Source organism: Paracoccus kondratievae, from assembly GCF_009301415.1.
GTDB classification, from domain to species: Bacteria; Pseudomonadota; Alphaproteobacteria; order Rhodobacterales; family Rhodobacteraceae; genus Paracoccus; species Paracoccus kondratievae.
Genome location: NZ_CP045073.1, coordinates 921,269 through 939,194, shown reverse-complemented (window position 1 = coordinate 939,194; position 17,926 = coordinate 921,269). Strand labels below are relative to the sequence as shown.

Genomic DNA, 17,926 nt, shown 5'->3' with positions numbered 1-17,926 from the left:
TGCATGCTGCGGCATGGTGCCGGCAGAGGCGCGCCAGCGGGCATCACAGCTTCACCCTCCGCAGCCGAGCGGCATTGGTGATCACGCTGACCGAGGACAGCGCCATGGCGGCCGCCGCGATGATCGGCGACAGCAGGATGCCGAAGAACGGATACAGCACCCCGGCCGCGACCGGCACGCCCAGAGCGTTGTAGATGAAGGCGAAGAACAGGTTCTGGCGGATATTGCCCATGACCGCTTCCGACAGCTTGCGGGCGCGGACGATGCCGGTCAGATCGCCCTTGAGCAATGTGACGCCCGCGCTTTCCATCGCCACATCGGTGCCGGTGCCCATGGCGATGCCAACGTCCGCAGCGGCCAGCGCCGGGGCGTCGTTGACGCCGTCGCCGGCCATCGCCACCACCTCGCCCGCCGCCTTGTGCCGCTGCACGACCGCGCTCTTCTGGTCGGGCAGCACCTCCGCCTCGACCTCGTCGATGCCGAGCTGGCGCGCGACGGCCTTCGCCGTGGTCCAGTTGTCGCCGGTGAGCATCACCACGCGGATGCCCTGCTCCTTGAGCGCGGCGAGCGCCTCGGGCGTCGATGGCTTGACCGGATCGGCGATGGCAAAGATGGCCGCAACCTGCCCGTCCACCCCCATGAAGATCGCGGTTGCGCCGTCCTCGCGCAGCCGGTCGGCCTCATCGGCCAGCGGCGCGACATCGACGCCCTGCTCGGCGAGGAACTTGGCATTGCCAAGGGGAATGCGCTTGCCCTCGACCACTCCGAGCGCGCCCTTGCCGGTGGGTGAGTCGAAATCCGCGACCGGTGCGAGTTCAAGGCCGCGCTCCTCGGCCGCCCGCACGATGGCCAGCGCCAACGGATGCTCGCTGGCGCGTTCGACACTGGTGGCAAGGCGCAAGGCTTCTTCCTCGGTAAAGCCAGCAGCCGGAACGATGGCGGTGACGGCGGGCCGGCCCTCGGTCAGGGTGCCGGTCTTGTCGACGATGATGGTGTCGACCTTCTCCATATGCTCCAGCGCCTCGGCGTTCTTGATCAGCACGCCCGCCTGCGCGCCGCGCCCGACGCCGACCATGATCGACATCGGCGTCGCCAGCCCCAGCGCACAGGGGCAGGCGATGATCAGAACCGAGACCGCCGCGATGAGACCGAACGAGAAGCGCGGCTCGGGACCCCAGATCGACCAGGCGATGAAGGCGAGCACCGCGACCACGATCACCGCCGGGACGAACCAGCCGGAGACCTGATCGGCCAGCCGCTGGATCGGCGCGCGGCTCCGCTGCGCCTCGGCGACAAGCTGGACGATCTGCGACAGCATGGTGTCGCGGCCGACCTTCTTCGCCTCGATCACCAGCGCGCCGGACTGGTTCATGGTGCCGCCGATGGCGGTGGCGCCGACCTCCTTGGTCACCGGCATCGACTCGCCGGTCACCATCGATTCATCGACGGCGCTGCGACCCTCGAGCACCTCGCCATCGACCGGAACCTTCTCGCCGGGCCGCACCCGCAGGCGGTCGCCGACATGAACGGTGTCGAGCTGAACCTCCTCCTCGGTGCCGTCGTCGCGGATGATCCGGGCGGTCTTGGGGGCAAGGTCGAGCAGCGCGCGGATCGCGCCGCTGGTGCTCTCTCTCGCGCGCAACTCCAGCACCTGCCCGAGCAGCACGAGCACGGTAATGACCGCCGCCGCCTCGAAATAGACCGCGACCGAGCCGTCGGGCTGGCGGAACTGGTCAGGAAAAATGCCCGGCGCCAGCGTCGCCACGACGCTGTAGATCCAGGCCGTGCCGGTGCCCATGGCGATCAGGGTGAACATGTTGAGGCTGCGGTTGACCAGCGACTGCCAGCCGCGCTGGAAGAATGGCCAGCCCGCCCAGAGAACGACTGGCGTGGCGAGGAGCAGTTGCAGCCAGTTCGAGGCCTGCTGACCGATGGCGTGGGTCAGCCCGAAAAGATGCCCGCCCATCTCGAGGACGAACACCGGGATCGTCAGAGCAAGGCCGATCCAGAACCGGCGCGTCATGTCGATCAGTTCTACATTCGGCTCTGCCTCTAGGCTGACCAGAACCGGCTCCAGCCCCATGCCGCAGATCGGGCATGATCCGGGCCCGACCTGCCGGATCTCCGGGTGCATCGGGCAGGTGTAGATCGTCCCTTCGGGAACCGGCTCTGCCTTGGCCGCCGCGGCGGCCGGATCGAGATAGCGTTCCGGCTCGGCCAGGAACTTCGCCCGGCACCCGGCCGAGCAGAAGTAATATGGCCGACCGGCATGCTCGGCCTTGTGCTGGGTCGTGTGGGGATCGACCATCATTCCGCAGACCGGGTCCTTGACCTTGTGCGTGTCGTCCTGCGCGGCGGCTGCGTGGTCATGCGCGTGATCATGCACATGTCCGTGGGCCGAATGGGCGTGAGTCTGGTTCTGGTGATCGTGTTCCGTCTTGCTGGTCATGTTCACGCCTCCTCGGCGTTTCCTGAGCTTGCGTTTCGTCTGTTCTGCGCCTTCCAATCGCTGGAAGGTCAAGAGGTGATTGGATTCCGGAGTTCCTGCCGTCAGTGACTACCGTGGACCTTTCCGACGCTGGCCCGTCCTGACCCGGCATGTGACCGCGTGATGTCGATGTCGGCCGCGGTCTCCTCACCATCGAGACAGTATTCCTCGACCTGCAACGTCGAGAAGTAGATGTTGAATCGCTCGCGCAGGAGATTGTTCGCCTGCCGCAGCACCCGCTCGCCGTCCTGCCAGTTTCGAACGCAGATGTGGCTCGAGAAGACATTGCGCCCGGATGTCAGGCTCCAGGCGTGGACGTGATGCACATCCGTCACCCCCTCCAATTGCCGGATGGCCGTGATTGCGGCCTCCAGATCGAGGTCTTCCGGCGTGCCTTGCAACAGGATATGCAATGCCTCGCGCAGAATGCCCCAGGAAGCCCATAGCAGCACTAGCCCGAAGGCCATGCCAAGCAGCGGGTCGATGGCAAGGAAGCCCGTAAACCGGATCACCAGCGCCGAGATGATGATCAGGAAGCTGCCGACGAAGGTCTGCAGGATGTGCCAGTAGGCGCCGCGCATGTTCAGGTTGCCCTTCTGGCGTTCGTAGAGTAACCAGAGCGCAACAAGCTCGGTGGCGATCCCGCCCGCAGCGGCGAACAGCATTGGCGTCGTGGCCAGTTCGATTGGCTCCATGAGGCGCATCGCACCCATCCACAGCACTACAAGAGCCATCACGATGAGAAACAGGCCGTTGAAAAGGGCACCAAGAATTTCGGCCCGGACATAGCCGAAGGTGCGCGCCGGGCTGGATTTCCGCTCAGTCAGGCGCAGCGCGACCAGCGCGATAAGCACGCCGCCCACGGCCGAGAAGGTGTGGAAGGCATCGGAAATGACGGCGACTGAGCCTGTCCAAATGCCGATGCCGAGTTCGACTATAAAATAAAGCCCGGTGAGCCAACCCGAGATGACAAGTATCTTGCGGTCGCCGCCCGCGGGCACGTGACCGGCATGGCCGCCATGAGACATCGACATGAGTCCACCTCCTTGCTGCTGAAGGAGAACGCCGGATTCCGGCGTTCTCTGCCTGGCCTATGCGCTGACCGCGAATTCGGTCATCATGCCAGTTTCGAGATGCGGCATGTGGTGGCAATGCAGCATCCAGCGCGCCGCCTCGCCGGCGTCGAGCGCCACATCGACCATCGACATCGGCGGCACATAGACCGTGTCGCGCCGCGCGCCCGCGACCGCACGTCCGTTCAGCCCGACGACCTGGAAGACATGCCCGTGCAGATGCATCGGGTGACCCATCATCGACATGTTGTGAAAGGACAGCACTACCCGCTCACCGCTGCGCGCGGCTATCGGGCGATGCTGGCCCCAGACGGCTCCGTCGATCGTCCAGACATAGGGCTGCATCGAGCCGCCCAGCATCACCATATGGCTGCGGTCCACCGGCCGATCCGGCAGCGCCTCCGCCGCGAGCAAACGCGACTCCTGCGCCAGATCGGTGTCGAAGGCGGGGGCTTCCGCTTCAGCCACGGCATCGATGCGCCGGATTTCGGCGCCCTGCGTGGCAAGGATCAGGCCGGTGCGCTCACGCGCGCCTTCCCGCAGCGCCAGGATCGGCCAAGCGCCGCCCTCGTTCGGCAGGTCGATCTCCAGATCGAGCCGCTGGCCCATGGCCAGGCCGAAGCGCGTGCCAGGAACCGGCTGAACCGCATGTCCGTCCACCGCGACAAGTCGCGCCTGCGCCTCGCCAGTCTCGATCCAGAACACCGTCGCCGCGGCGGCATTGATCACCCGCAGGCGGACGCGCCCACCGCGCTCGACCTGCACCACCTCGGGGTCCGACAGCGTGCGGTCATTGGCAAGATAGGCGTCCCAGTCGTAGTCATTGAGGTCCATCGCCATGCCGTCCATGGCACCCATCCCCATCATGCCGCCCATGGCGCCGTGATCCATGCCTTCCATCGGCATGTTCCCCATGGCGCCATGATCCATACCCGCCATGCCGCCCATGCCCGCGCCTTGGCCGCCTCCATGGCCGTCTGCCGTCCCATGGCCGTCGAGGATCTCGGCCATCACTTCCTCGGGTGCCTTGAACGAGAAGTCATGCAGGAACAGCACTACTTCCTGCCGGTCGGCGCTGATATCCTCGGCGCTGCGCACGATCAGCGGCGCGGCCAGAAGGCGCATCTCGTGCAGCGGCACATGCGCGTGCATCCAGTAGGTGCCGGGCAGCGGCGCGAAGTCATAGGCGCGAGTCTCGCCGGGGGCGAGCATCGGCAAAGGCATGTCGGGCACGCCATCCTGTGCGTTGGGCGGGATCTGGCCGTGCCAGTGGATCAGCGTGTCAGTATCGAGATCGTTGCGCAGATCCACCCGGAACCGCGCGCCGGGATCGAGTGTCAGCCCCTGTCCGGCTGGCCCGGCAAGGCCCCAAACGGTGGCGGCGCGACCGTCGATGTCCAGCACCCGGCTGGCGGCGTGCAAGGGCAGCGGGGCGATGCCCTGCGCCGACGCGATTCGGGGCAAATGCGCAGAGGCCAGCATGGCTGCGCCAGCGGCAAGAAAGCCGCGTCGTGAAATGGTATTCATGGTCGTCTCCTCGGGACAGTTAGTCCCGTTCTTCAAAGCCGATGGGCGCCGCAGGCCGCAGCCCGGGCACGTGATCAGAGGAGACGGAGTTTGGGAGGTCGTTCGTTCAGTCCGGGTGCGCGGCTGGCAAGGATGGCATCAGCGGGCAGGGCATGGCTGACAGGCCCGTAATCGCTGCCAGAGCCCTCGCCGGGCAAGGTCAGGAAGACCGAAAGACCGGCGCAAAGCAGCTCACAGCTTCCGGTGTCGATCGATCCGCAGTGCTGTTCGCCATCACAGGAATGTTCGCTGCCGGCCGCAACCTGCATCATCTCGCCGACATGCACCGAGTGATCCGGCTCTGCGCTCAAGCGCGCCGCATGCGCGGAGGTCACCGTCGTCATGACGGCGATCGCGAGTACGGCAAGCATAGTGACGAGGCGCGAGAACATGCCGGAAAGATAGGCGCTGGTCACGGGAATGTCCATTGCCTCCGGCGTCGCGCCTCTGGCAGAAATTCATCCTCGGCATGTAGCCAATAGAAATTCCTCGCCACCAATCATGCAACTCATGCGAAAAGAACTCCGTAATATCTTGTGGCCCGGGTTGCTCGTCGGAGGCCTGGTCATGGCGGTCTTCGCTGGCAGGCACTATGCCCAGACCGCATCCAACGCCGCGTCATCTGCAGAAGTCATCGAACAGGGCCGGCAGGTCTATGCGGACCAATGTGCGTCCTGCCACGGTGCGCAGCTCGAGGGGCAGCCGGACTGGAAGACGCCCCTTCCATCCGGACGTCTCCCGGCGCCACCGCACGATGCCGGCGGCCACACGTGGCACCATCCCGATGACATCCTGTTCCGCATCGTCAGGGAAGGCACGGCCGCCATCGTCGGGGGCGGCTATGAGAGCGACATGCCGGGGTTTGCCGATCTTCTCAGCGACGCCGAGATCCGGGCTGTCCTCGCCTATATCAAGAGCACCTGGCCAGAGCGCGAGCGGACCTACCAGGAGAATGTGTCGCAACCACACTGATGGCACCTTCGGGATGGAGCTGCCCGTGCGACCGGCAGTGCAATTTCCCGAGGCCCACCGGTCACAGTTGAGGCCGCCGAACAGAAGCGGCATATTTGGATCGACCTGATGGCGAAACCTTTGGGAGGGATGTTCGTGGGATTATTCATGGCTTACTTGGCATTTGAAGCGCGCTCGATCTTGGCGCCGCCTCGGGTTTTCCCTCGATGAACAATCCCGGCTCCAGTTCATCGAAGCGGGTTCATGACCGCACGGAGCGGCTCAACAAGAGCTGCTTCTGCGTTACAATGGACCTTCCATCGCTGCGCGAAGCGATGGAGCGCGAGGCCGGTGATCCGGCGTTCTTCGAGACGTTCATCCGCCCCAAGGCCCATCTGTTCTCGCACGTGCCGGTGTTCCTTTCGGCCACCGCCGTCAATGAGATGCGCGCGATCGCAGTGGCTGTGGAGACCACCGCCCAACTCGCGGCATACAAGGCCGCAGTCCTCTCTTGGGTGCCGGAAATCGCGCGGGCGGATCATGGCCCGCTCGGGGCATTGATGGGCTACGACTTCCATCTTGGCGAAGACGGCCCCCGCTTGATCGAAATCAATACCAACGCCGGCGGGGCGTTTCTCAATGCCTTTCTTGCGAGGGCGCAGCGCGCGTGTTGCACCGAAATGGATATCCCCCCGACGCTGCCATCGTTCGAGGACGCGGCGTTTCGCATGTTCCAGAACGAATGGATTCGGCAGCGGGGAACGGGCGCGCCACAACGCATCGCCATCGTCGATGACAGTCCGCCGGAACAGTATCTCTACCCCGAGTTCGTGCTCGCGGGGCAAGTTTTCGCGGCACGAGGGGTAGACGCGATCATCGCCGACGCCAGTCACCTTCGCTACGACGATGGTCGGCTCAGCGCCGATGGAAAGACAATCGACCTCGTTTACAACCGGGTCACCGATTTCGCCTTCGATCAGCCCGAGCACAAGGCATTGCAGGAAGCCTACCGGGATGGCGCGGTGGTCGTGACGCCGAATCCGCACAATCACGCGCTCCTTGCAGACAAGCGCAACCTTTCGCTTCTTTCGAATTCCGCGACGCTGGAGGCCTGGGGCGTGGAACCGAGACTTCGCGCCCTGCTTGATGCCGTTCCACGCACCGTGCTGGTCAGTCCTGACAACGCTGACGCACTTTGGAAATCCCGCAGGGACCTGTTCTTCAAGCCGACCGGCGGACATGGCGGCAAGGCGGTATATCGTGGCGACAAGCTGACGAAAGGGGTCTGGGCGGAGATCGCGGAGGGCGGATACGTTGCTCAGACGCTGGTCCGCCCCAGCGAGCGCATGATCAGGATCGACGAGATACCCCAGACGCGCAAAATGGACGTGCGTCTGTATACATATGATGGCCAGGTGCTTCTGGTGGCCGCGCGCCTCTATCAAGGTCAGACCACGAACTTCAGGACGCCAGGGGGCGGCTTCGCGCCCGTGTTCGTGATCTGAAGCGTGAGCTGGCGGGGTTTGGCTTTAATATATCAATGCATTAATTTGGGGAGCATTCAACATCAGGCGCATCCCCTCCGGCACTTGCCCTCGCGAAAGCGTTCTCCCGATCCGGTTGCGGCCGGATTTTTTCGTTGTTTTCGAGGGCTATTCGGGCGGCTGAACACTGACCCCGCTGCCATGAGGTCCGGAAGCGGTTTCTCCGGACCGATACTCTCCTGACCTGATGACTGTGCCGGTTGGTGAATTTCTTACAGCAAGCTGAAATTGTGTGCTTTTCGGCTTTTCGGGATCGCCGGCCCGAATACTTCGATGCCGGTGGCGTTCGTGAGGGGGAGAATAAATCGAGCTATCGCCCTCAGAATAGTTCCGTGCTGCTCTCGTCGCGGATACGGAGGGGGTATCTTTCGCCCCTGATGGTGGGCGATTTCGATACCCCCCAACTTCGCCCTGCACCTCGCCGGTCTTCCTTCGCCACCGTGGTCATTGCCCGCCGCTGATCCGCAGTGGCCGTTTGCAACACCACGGAGGCCCGATCATGCCACATGAACCCGTCGTCCTGCCGCCGCGTTTTCTACGGACCAAAGAGGCCGCGACCTTTCTCAGCCTCTCGGCCCGGACGCTCGAAAAACACCGCACCTACGGAACCGGGCCAGCCTATCGCAAGCTTGGCGGCCGTGTGGTCTATGCCATCGACGATCTTGAGGCCTGGACCGAGCGCGGCGCGGTGACCTCCACCTCCGATCCGCGCGGCTCCGTGCTGCCCGCCAAGCGTCATGCGTTTCCGTCCGGCCCGCAGGCTGGTCGTTACGCCCGCTGACCGCTCGCGGTTTTCTTCATGACGGTGCGACGTCGATCCCTTTCCGAGCGCGGGCAACTCGACCTGTTCAGGGCGCTCCCCGGCGATTTCGCGCCACGAGACGCGCAGGATCTCATGGCCTATCCCTTCTTCTCCCTCGCCAAGTCGAAGCGCATCGCGCCCATCGACTTCGCCGCCGGCAATGTCTCCATCCGGGTCGAGGCTGTTCCCGATCACGGCATGGCCACGATCTGGGACGCCGATATTCTGATCTGGGCGGCGAGCCAGATCGTCGAAGCCCGCGACAGCGGCCTTCGCACCTCCCGGCTGATGGCCGCCACGCCCTACGAGATTCTCACCTATGTCGGGCGCGGCACCGGCTTGCGCGACTATCAGCGCCTGAAGGCGGCGCTCGACCGGCTGCAATCGACCACGATTTCCACCTCGATCCGCCAGCCGGTCGAAGGGCGCCGGCATCGCTTCTCCTGGATCAACGAATGGCAGGAACGCACCGACCATAGCGGCAGACCCGATGGCATCGAGATGATCGTGCCGGACTGGTTCTACCAGGCCGTCCTCGACGATGCGCTCGTGCTGACCATCGACCGGACCTATTTCGACCTAACCGGCGGCCTTGACCGCTGGCTCTATCGCCTGGTGCGCAAGCACGGCGGCCGCCAGCGCGATGGCTGGCGGTTCGATTTCCGTCACCTTCACCAGAAATCCGGCAGCCTGTCGCCGTTCAAGCGCTTCGCCTTCGAGCTGCGCGACATCATCCGGCGCCAGCCTCTGCCGGGCTATTCGCTGTTTCTCGAAGCTGAGGTTGGCGGGCGGATGCTGCTGGCCTTCGAGCCGGTCGCGCCCTGTGGAAAACCTGTGGATGGCCTCGTGCTATCAGGAACCCGGACTATCGTGCTATCGGGAACCGGAGGCTCGTGCTATCAGGAACCGAAACCGGGCTTAACACCCGGAACCCATTCAGGAAATCGCGCCCTTAACTTAGAGTCTAACAAAGAGTCTAACTTTGAAGAGCGCGCGCGCGATGTGGAAAACCTCATCCGCGACACCGCCAGAAACCTCGGTAGAGCCGCGAAGGAGAGGGCCTCATGTGCCCTGACACCGCCTCGACCGGCATGTGATCGAGGCGCGGCAGAAGCTCCTGAATCTGCCGACACACCCCGCCTGCCTCTCGATCTGCCGGGGGGGTGCGAATGATCATCGCGCTCCTCAACCAGAAGGGCGGCGTCGGGAAGACGACGCTGGCGCTGCATCTTGCCGGAGAATTGGCGCAGGGTGGCAAGCGCGTCACCCTGATCGACGCCGATCCGCAAGGTTCCGCCCTCGACTGGTCGCAACAACGCGCGCGTGAGGGCCTGCCCCGTGCCTTCGGCACACTCGGCCTGGCGCGCGATACGCTGCACCGTGAGGCGCCAGAGCTTGCCCGCGATGTCGATCATATCGTCATAGACGGGCCGCCGCGCGTCGCCGGCCTCATGCGCTCGGCGCTGCTCGCCGCCGATCTCGTGCTGATCCCGGTGCAGCCATCGCCGTTCGACGGCTGGGCCTCGGCCGAGATGCTCGCCCTCCTGACGGAAGCGAGCATCTATCGCCCGCAGCTCGTCGCGCGCTTCGTGCTCAACCGCTGCGGCTCGCGCACCGTCATTGCCCGCGAAACGGCCGAGACGCTGGCCGACCACGACCCCCCGCTACTCGCCAGCGCCATCGGCCAGCGCGTCGTCTTCGCCGACGCCGCGCAGACCGGGCGGCTCGCCAGTGAGATCGACGCCCGATCACCTGCGGCGCGCGAGATCGCAGCACTGGCTACCGAGGTCGAACGGCTGGGCATCGGGAGGGCGTCGGCATGACGATTCTCACCGGCGATTGCCGCGAACAGATGCCCTGGCACGCACCCTACGACATGATCCTCGCTGATCCGCCCTATGGCGGCACCTCGCTCGCCTGGGATCGGCGTGTCGAGGGCTGGGTCGGGCTGGCGCGCGCCGCGCTTACGCCGACCGGCTCGCTCTGGGTCTTCGGTTCGCTGCGCAGCTTCATGGCGACAGCGGACCGCTTCACTGATGCGGGCCTGCGGATCGCGCAGGAGGTGGTTTGGGAGAAGCAGAACGGCACCGGCTTTCATGCCGACCGCTTCAAGCGCGTGCATGAACTGGCGGTGCAGTTCTATCCCGCCGAGACGACATGGCGCGACATCTACAACGACGTCCAGACCACGCCCGACGCAACAGCCCGCACCGTCCGGCGCAAGCGGCGCCCACCCCATACCGGCAAGATCGACGCCGGCCATTACGTCAGCCATGACGGCGGGCCGCGCCTCATGCGCTCGGTCATCTACCTGCGCAACTGTCATGGCCGCGCCATCCATCCGACCGAGAAACCTGCGGCGCTCCTGGAAATTCTGATCCGCACGAGCTGCCCGGAAGGTGGCCTGGTCGGCGACTGGTTCGCCGGTTCCGGCGCGGCCGGGGAAGCCTGCCGGCTTTCCGGCCGGCGCTATATCGGCTGCGAGATCGACCCCGACATGGCCGAGCGCGCGCGGGCGCGCATCGCCACCGTGCTGCCGTTTCATGACGGAGGCCCGTCATGACGGCCCGCGCCGACAAGCGCGGCTTCGCCGCCCGCCCGGCCGATCCCGAAGGCTGGATCAGGGCCGGCGATGCGCGACCAGCGCGAGATGGCGCCGTAACCGCCCATTCCGCCCGGCTGACGATTGACATCACGCCCGAGCTTCGCGGGCGGATCAAGATCGCCGCGATCAGACGCGGCATCACCGTCGCCGACATGCTGCGCGACCTGCTGGCGCGCGAGTTTCCCGACATATCGGGAGACCGCCCATGAACGGCATCGACGCCCATGACGACAATCTGACCCGCGTGGAACTGACCTGGGTGGAAGGCAGGACCGAATACTGGATCAGGTTCGGCCATGAGGCGGGAACGCAGCTCCTCGACCGCAACCGCCGTATCGTCTCTTTCGGTCCTGGCGCGGTGTTCGCGTTCGTCCGCTGGGCGGCGAACGACCACGGCACGATCATTTCGCGCCTCGACATCCTGCGCGCGGTTGCGCCGGGCGAGTCCTATCAGACGCTGCCCTTCGCCCGTCCGGGCGGCGAAATCCTGCTGAAGATCGAAGGCTGGCCGAAGGTCGAGGCCGTCCTCCGCCATGTCGACGGGATCGAGGCCATTGGCGTCGATCCCGCCCAGGTCGATCCCGATCACTGGCGGCACGTTGCCCATTGGATGAACGCGGGCGAAGCGCCGCGACCCTACACCGCCGAGCGCCATCAGGCATGGCTCCGGCGCCGGGAGATCGCCCCATGACGCGCTTTCGCTATGTCATGGCGACAACGGCTGCCACGCTCGGGATCGCCATTACCGGATTCGTTCCGACCGCGCCAAGGCTGGTCTGGAACGCATCGGCCAGCGTGCCCATCGGCTTCTACACCGTCACGCCCACTCAGCGGATCGAGGTGCCCGATCTGGTCGCCGTCATCCCACCCGAACCCATCGCTTCGTTCATGGTCAAGCGCGGCTATGTCGCCCGCGACGTGCCGCTTCTGAAGCATGTCCTCGGCTTGCCCGGACAGCGCGTATGTCGCGCTGGCCGCGCCATCTCCGTCAACGGCGTTCCGCTCGGCGAGGCGCGCGACCACGACAGCCTCGGCCGAGACCTGCCGGTCTGGCTGGGCTGCCGCGTCATCGCCGAGGGCGAGGTTTTCCTGATGAACCCGGACGTCGGCGACAGCCTCGACGGCCGCTATTTCGGCCCGCTCCCCGCCTCCGCGGTGATCGGCCACGCGATCCCGCTTTTCACCGACGAAGACGGCGATGGCCGCTTTGTCTGGCGCGCGCCGATGCGGTGACGGCGCGTCCAGTGCGGGGCGTGCGAGCGCCCCGCGTCTTCTCTACCGCATAGGAAAGGAGCCTTCCATGGCACAGATCGGCCAGTTTACCCGCACCCCGTCCGGCTATTTCGGGCAGCTTCGCACCCTCTCGCTCGACCTTGAGCTGACCTTTGTTCCGATCGATGATGTCGAGTCAGAGAACGCGCCCGCCTATCGAATTCGGCTTGGGGATGAAGACGGGCCGGAAGTCGGCGCAGGCTGGAAACATTCTGGCGAGCGCGCAGGACCGTTCGTCTCCGTCCTTCTCGACGATCCCGTCTTTCAGCAGCCGATCCGCGCCCGGCTGTTCCAGTCGGACGAAGATGGCCGCGAGTGGGGTCTGCACTGGACCCGTCCGAAGAAGCGCGACGAACAGGGGTGATCATGGTCACGTCCTGCACTCGTCCCGCTTCGGGGAGATGCGGTGTCCGCCGCCGCATCATCCTCCTTCTTTTTTCCGGCCTGTTCGTCTCCACCATCGCCCCGCTGTCCGGTCTGGCGCAAACCACCGTGCCGGATCGCACGGTCGCTGCGCATCCGCACGGCGCGCATATCGAGGAGGCTTCGCAGCGTTTCGGCATCCCGCCGTCATGGATCATCGCCGTGATGCAGGTCGAAAGCGCGGGCGATATGCGCGCCATATCCACCGCCGGGGCGATGGGGCTGATGCAGGTCATGCCCTCGACTTGGGCGGAGCTGCGCATCCGCCATGCTCTCGGCCGCGACCCCTTCGAGCCGCGCGACAACATCCTCGCGGGCACCGCCTACCTACGCGAGATGTGGGATCGCTACGGCAATGTCGCCGCGATGCTCGCGGCCTACAATGCCGGTCCCGGTCGCTACGATGAATACCGCGCGACGGCTCGTCCGCTGCCTGCCGAGACGCGCGCCTATGTCGCTGCTTTGACGCCGATCCTGCTCGGCGAGCGGCCTTCCGGCAGCGGCTCGACGGTCGCTCCGCCGCCCGACTGGCGCGAGGCGGCGCTCTTCGTCGCGCGTGAAATAGGCGCTTCCGCTGCCGATCCCGCGTCCCCCGACCGCACGCCGGACGATGCCCCTTCGCTCGTCCCGGCGGCACCGGACGCACTCACCGCCTTGCAGTCGGAGGGGCTGTTCGTCGCCCGCGATGCCGGTGGGGACCGGCCATGAGCAGCGGCACCGCAATTCGCATCCCATCGGGCGCTGGCGTGTCATGGAGGGCGCAGAGGGTGGCGGCAGGCACCACGACCGAAAGATGGCAGGATAAAAGCGCGCACGGTGCGGCTCAGGCGGGCGGTTGTTTTTGTTCATGTTTTCGGCGCGTTTCGCACCGTGCTGCTTTTTCGCGCGCCGTGTGCTTCGCGCCCATCTTCCTGATTTTCTTTTCTGTTTTGCACCGTGCGGGGATGTGCCATGTCCGATGAGCACGAGTTTCGCATCCGTCCGGGGCGCATCCGCTCGACCCGTGCGCAGCAAACCCGGCCCTTCATCGCGCAGGCACTTGCCGCCGCGAAGAAGGCCGGAGGCGGCGTCTCGCGATCCGGTCTCGTCACCTCCAGTAATCGCTCCCGTTTCGGGCGCGGCCAGCGCGCCAGCGTTCAGGCCAACCGCCTCATCACCTCCCGCACACGGGGCGCCGTCGTCAAGGCGCGCGTCGTTCGCCACATGGCGTCGTCGGCGCCGCTTGGGGCGCATCTTGATTATCTGCGCCGTGACGGCGTGACCCGAGACGGAGAGAAGGCAAGGCTGTTCGGGCCGGGAACCGAGGACGCCGATGGTCGCGCTTTCGCGGAGCGCTGCGGTGATGACCGACATCATTTCCGGTTCATCGTCTCGCCTGACGACGCGCTGGATATGTCCGACCTCCGATCCTTCACCGACGATCTTGTCGGTCAGATGGAAAAGGATCTCGGAACGCGCCTCGACTGGGTGGCGGTCGATCACTGGAACACGGCGCATCCGCATGTCCATCTGCTCGTGCGCGGCACCCGCGATGACGGGCAGGATCTCGTGATTTCCCGCGACTACATCAAGGAGGGGATGCGGGACCGGGCGCGCGATCTCATCACCCTGGAGCTGGGGCCGCGCACCGATCTCGATATCCGCCGCAGCCTTGAGGCCCAGATCGAGGCGGAACGCTGGACACAGCTCGACCGGCAGCTTGTCCGTGACGCCGGCAAATCCGGTATCGTCGATCTCGCCCCGCTCGCTGATCACCCGCAGGACGAGTTCCACACGCTGAAGGTCGGTCGGCTGCGCACCCTCGAAATCCTCGGGGTGGCCGACCAGATCGGCCATTCGCAATGGTTCATCAAGCCCGAGGCCGAGACGGTGCTGCGCGAACTCGGCGAGCGCGGCGACATTATCAAGCGCATGCACCGTGCCCTGACCGAACGCGGCATCGAGCGCGGTTCGGCCAGCTATGTGCTGGCCGGCGAAAGCCTCGATGTTCCCGTCATCGGCCGCCTGGTCGAGCGCGGCCTCGATGATGAGTTGAAGGGCACCGCCTATGCCGTGGTCGACGGCGTCGACGGCCGCAGCCATCATATCAAGCTGCCGCATCTGGATGCCGCCGGCGACAGCCCACCCGGCTCGATTGTCGAGCTGCGCGCTTATGAGGATGCGCAAGGTGCGCGCCGTGTCGCGCTTGCCGTCCGCTCCGATCTCGATCTCGGCGCTCAGGTCGGCGCGTCGGGTGCGACCTGGCTCGACCGGCAGGCCATCGCCCGAGATCCGATTGCGCTTTCCGACAGCGGCTTCGGCGCCGAGGTCCGTCAGGCTCTGGATGACCGCGCGGAACATCTGATCGGCGAGGGCTATGCCGAACGACAGGGCGGACGCGTGGTCTTTGCGCGCCGGCTGCTCAGCACGCTGCGCAGGCGCGAACTCGACAGCCTTGCCGAGAAGCTCGCAGCTGAGACCGGCATGTCCTTCGAGCGCGCCGCCAGCGGCGAATATGTCGCCGGTTCCTATCGCCAGCGCTTCGCGCTCGCCTCCGGCCGTTTCGCCATGATCGAGGGTCCCGGACCCGACGGGGGCCTCGGCTTCCAGCTCGTGCCCTGGTCGCCCTCTTTGGAAAAGCAGATCGGCCGTCACGTCTCCGGCGTCGCCCGCGACGATGGCGGCATCGATTGGGACTTCGGGCGAAAGCGCAGCCTCGGCCTCTGACCTCAACCGGAAAGGATCTCCGCCCATGTCCGCCACCAAAATTCTCTGGGGACAGATCAGCATCGTCTTCCTCATCATCCTCGCCACCACCTGGGGCGCGACGCAATATGTCGCCTGGAGTCTCGGCTATCAGGCGCAACTCGGCCCGCCCTGGTTTGAGCTGTTCGGGACGCCGATCTACTACCCGCCGGCGATCTTCTGGTGGTGGTATTTCTATGAAGCCTATGCGCCACCGATCTTTGCCAAGGGTGGGATCATCGCAGCCTCGGGCGGCTTCATCGCTATCGCGGTCGCCATCGGCATGTCGGTCTGGCGGGCGCGCGAGGCGAAGGGCGTCGCCACCTATGGCTCGGCGCGATGGGCCTCAAAGCCCGAGGTGAAGGCTGCGGGCCTGCTCGATCCCGATGGCGTCATCCTCGGCCGATATGAGCGCGAGTATCTGCGGCACGACGGTCCCGAGCATGTGCTGTGTTTCGCGCCAACCCGATCGGGCAAGGGCGTCGGCCTGGTGGTGCCGACGCTGCTGACCTGGCCGGGTTCGGCTGTTGTCCACGACATCAAGGGCGAGAACTGGCAGCTCACCTCCGGTTTCCGGGCACGTCATGGTCGCGTGCTGCTCTTCGATCCGACCAACCCGAAATCATCCGCCTATAATCCACTGCTCGAAGTGCGTCGCGGCGAGTGGGAGGTGAGGGACGTGCAGAATATCGCCGATATCCTCGTCGATCCTGAAGGCAGCCTCGACAAGCGCAACCATTGGGAAAAGACCTCCCATTCGCTCCTCGTCGGCGCGATCCTGCATGTTCTCTATGCCGAGCCCGACAAGACGCTGGCTGGTGTGGCCAGGTTCCTGTCCGATCCCAAGCGTCCAGTGGACTCCACCCTGCGCGCCATGATGACAACCGCGCATCTGGGTGAGGCGGGGCCGCATCCGGTCGTGGCCAGTGCGGCGCGCGAGCTGCGCAATAAATCCGAGAACGAGAGGAGCGGCGTCCTGTCGACGGCGATGTCGTTTCTGGGCCTCTATCGCGATCCCGTCGTGGCCGAGGTCACGCGCCGCTCCGACTGGCGGATCAGCGATATTGTGGCCGGCGATCAGCCAACCACGCTCTACCTCGTGGTGCCACCATCCGACATCAACCGAACCAAGCCCCTGATGCGTTTGCTGCTGAACCAGGTCGGCCGTCGCCTGACCGAGGATCTGCAGGCGAATGCCGGGCGGCATCGGCTGCTCTTGATGCTCGACGAGTTTCCAGCGCTCGGGCGACTGGACTTCTTCGAGACGGCGCTGGCGTTCATGGCCGGCTACGGCCTCAAGAGTTTTCTGATCGCGCAGTCGCTGAACCAGATCGAGAAAGCCTATGGGCCGAACAACTCGATCCTCGACAACTGCCATGTCCGCGTGAGTTTCGCCACGAACGACGAGCGCACCGCCAAGCGTGTTTCCGACGCGCTGGGGACCGCCACCGAGATGAAGGCGATGAAGAACTACGCCGGGCACCGGCTGTCGCCCTGGCTGGGGCATCTCATGGTCTCACGCTCGGAAACCGCGCGGCAATTGCTGACGCCAGGCGAGATCATGCAGCTTCCACCCGATGAAGAGATCGTCATGGTGGCGGGCATCCCACCGATCCGGGCGACGAAGGCGCGCTACTTTGAGGATGCCCGATTCCGGGAGCGGGTTCTTTCCCCGCCCGAATTGAAGCGCCCCGAGGGAACGCGCCCCGACGACTGGACCACGCTACCGATCCCCGCGCGACCCGGGCCTGCCGAGGATGACGAGGACCACATGGCAGATGATGAAGATCCGACCGAATCCGAGCGCCGGTTGCAGCCCGAACTCAGCCGCGTGAAGCCGGTGGAGAAGAAAATGCCCATCGAGAACGAGTTCGAGCCCCATCTTTCCGATGACGTGGAAGAAGATGTTGCCCGGAACCGACGCCTGATCCGCCAGGAGCAGAGGATTGCCCGGCAGATCGCTATGGACCCGAACGACGGCATGGATTTGTAGGGCCATGACACGCCACAGGAAGAAATCGAAGATCACGATCTATCTTGACCCCGATGTCACCTCGGCGCTGGCGGACTTTGCGGCACGCCGGGATCGCTCGCAATCCATGATCGCCGAAGCCGCCATCGCGTCGTTCCTGTCGCCGGACGATGCCGAGCGACGGGAAGCGGTTGTCGCCAAACGCCTCGACCAACTCGACCGCCGTATGACGCGGCTGGAGCGTGATGTCGGCATTGCCGTCGAGAGCCTCGCCGTGTTCATCCGCTTCTGGGTCACGACAACGCCGGCGCTGCCTGAGCCAGCGGCAAAGGCCGCGAAGGCCAAGTCGGCGGAACGATATGAGGCGTTCATCACGGCGCTCGGTCGGCGCCTCGCGCAGGGGCCGAAGCTCCGCCAAGAGATTTCCGAGGATGTGGCAGGGTCAGATCAGTGAACAGATCACATCGCACACTGGCTCTCTGAGAGTCTTGGCATATCCCCTACAG

18 protein-coding genes are annotated in these 17,926 nt (G+C 65.3%); 14 read left to right on the top strand and 4 right to left on the bottom strand.

Annotation, left to right across the window (positions count from 1 at the left end):
• Positions 1–43 precede the first annotated feature (43 nt).
• The 4 genes from F8A10_RS15905 to F8A10_RS15890 form a co-directional block, all read right to left on the bottom strand.
• Positions 44–2,449 (bottom strand): heavy metal translocating P-type ATPase, encoded by a 2,406-nt coding sequence (locus F8A10_RS15905; RefSeq protein ID WP_152367874.1) that lies wholly within the window; start codon positions 2,447–2,449, stop codon positions 44–46.
• Positions 2,450–2,550: 101 nt separating this feature from the next.
• Positions 2,551–3,522 carry a cation diffusion facilitator family transporter gene (locus F8A10_RS15900; protein ID WP_152367873.1) on the bottom strand — a complete coding sequence of 324 codons (972 nt, stop codon included), beginning with the start codon at positions 3,520–3,522 and terminating at the stop codon, positions 2,551–2,553.
• A gap of 57 nt (positions 3,523–3,579) precedes the next feature.
• On the bottom strand, positions 3,580–5,088 hold the full coding sequence (locus F8A10_RS15895; protein ID WP_152367872.1) for a multicopper oxidase family protein: 1,509 nt from the start codon (positions 5,086–5,088) through the stop codon (positions 3,580–3,582).
• Between the two features lie 74 nt (positions 5,089–5,162).
• On the bottom strand, positions 5,163–5,543 hold the full coding sequence (locus tag F8A10_RS15890) for a hypothetical protein (protein ID WP_227493458.1): 381 nt from the start codon (positions 5,541–5,543) through the stop codon (positions 5,163–5,165).
• 151 nt (positions 5,544–5,694) lie between these two features.
• On the opposite strand from F8A10_RS15890, the gene F8A10_RS15885 reads away from it, so the two are divergent.
• The 14 genes from F8A10_RS15885 (at position 5,695) to F8A10_RS15820 (ending at position 17,874) form a co-directional block, all read left to right on the top strand.
• The gene (locus F8A10_RS15885) at positions 5,695–6,099 is read left to right on the top strand and encodes a c-type cytochrome (protein WP_152367870.1); all 405 of its coding nucleotides are present in this window, start codon (positions 5,695–5,697) and stop codon (positions 6,097–6,099) included.
• Between the two features lie 206 nt (positions 6,100–6,305).
• Positions 6,306–7,583: an ATP-grasp domain-containing protein gene (locus tag F8A10_RS15880; RefSeq protein ID WP_152367869.1), complete on the top strand. Its 1,278-nt coding sequence runs from the start codon at positions 6,306–6,308 to the stop codon at positions 7,581–7,583.
• Positions 7,584–8,121: 538 nt separating this feature from the next.
• On the top strand, positions 8,122–8,403 hold the full coding sequence (locus tag F8A10_RS15875) for a helix-turn-helix transcriptional regulator (RefSeq protein WP_012092626.1): 282 nt from the start codon (positions 8,122–8,124) through the stop codon (positions 8,401–8,403).
• Between the two features lie 114 nt (positions 8,404–8,517).
• Positions 8,518–9,597 (top strand): replication initiator protein A, encoded by a 1,080-nt coding sequence (locus tag F8A10_RS15870; RefSeq protein WP_454557393.1) that lies wholly within the window; start codon positions 8,518–8,520, stop codon positions 9,595–9,597.
• Entirely contained in the window at positions 9,594–10,247 is a 654-nt protein-coding gene (gene parA, locus F8A10_RS15865; protein WP_058096760.1) for a ParA family partition ATPase, read from the top strand. The genes F8A10_RS15870 and parA overlap by 4 nt, the downstream gene beginning before the upstream one ends.
• Positions 10,244–10,987, top strand: coding sequence for a DNA-methyltransferase (locus F8A10_RS15860; RefSeq protein WP_058096761.1), 744 nt, complete (start codon positions 10,244–10,246; stop codon positions 10,985–10,987). The genes parA and F8A10_RS15860 overlap by 4 nt, the downstream gene beginning before the upstream one ends.
• Positions 10,984–11,238 carry a ribbon-helix-helix protein gene (locus F8A10_RS15855; RefSeq protein ID WP_152367867.1) on the top strand — a complete coding sequence of 85 codons (255 nt, stop codon included), beginning with the start codon at positions 10,984–10,986 and terminating at the stop codon, positions 11,236–11,238. Before F8A10_RS15860 ends, F8A10_RS15855 begins: the two co-directional genes overlap by 4 nt.
• On the top strand, positions 11,235–11,720 hold the full coding sequence (locus tag F8A10_RS15850; protein WP_152367866.1) for a DUF2840 domain-containing protein: 486 nt from the start codon (positions 11,235–11,237) through the stop codon (positions 11,718–11,720). Before F8A10_RS15855 ends, F8A10_RS15850 begins: the two co-directional genes overlap by 4 nt.
• Positions 11,717–12,262: a S26 family signal peptidase gene (locus F8A10_RS15845; RefSeq protein WP_058096764.1), complete on the top strand. Its 546-nt coding sequence runs from the start codon at positions 11,717–11,719 to the stop codon at positions 12,260–12,262. Before F8A10_RS15850 ends, F8A10_RS15845 begins: the two co-directional genes overlap by 4 nt.
• A 67-nt stretch (positions 12,263–12,329) precedes the next feature.
• Positions 12,330–12,665: a DUF736 domain-containing protein gene (locus F8A10_RS15840; protein WP_058096765.1), complete on the top strand. Its 336-nt coding sequence runs from the start codon at positions 12,330–12,332 to the stop codon at positions 12,663–12,665.
• Between the two features lie 2 nt (positions 12,666–12,667).
• On the top strand, positions 12,668–13,432 hold the full coding sequence (locus F8A10_RS15835; RefSeq protein ID WP_088233775.1) for a lytic transglycosylase domain-containing protein: 765 nt from the start codon (positions 12,668–12,670) through the stop codon (positions 13,430–13,432).
• Positions 13,433–13,675: 243 nt separating this feature from the next.
• Positions 13,676–15,430 carry a relaxase/mobilization nuclease domain-containing protein gene (locus F8A10_RS15830; protein ID WP_058099078.1) on the top strand — a complete coding sequence of 585 codons (1,755 nt, stop codon included), beginning with the start codon at positions 13,676–13,678 and terminating at the stop codon, positions 15,428–15,430.
• 25 nt (positions 15,431–15,455) lie between these two features.
• A complete protein-coding gene (locus tag F8A10_RS15825; RefSeq protein WP_152367865.1) occupies positions 15,456–17,441 on the top strand; it encodes a conjugal transfer protein TraG in 1,986 nt (661 codons plus the stop codon).
• A gap of 4 nt (positions 17,442–17,445) precedes the next feature.
• Positions 17,446–17,874: a hypothetical protein gene (locus F8A10_RS15820; RefSeq protein WP_058097067.1), complete on the top strand. Its 429-nt coding sequence runs from the start codon at positions 17,446–17,448 to the stop codon at positions 17,872–17,874.
• The last annotated feature ends 52 nt before the right edge of the window (positions 17,875–17,926 follow it).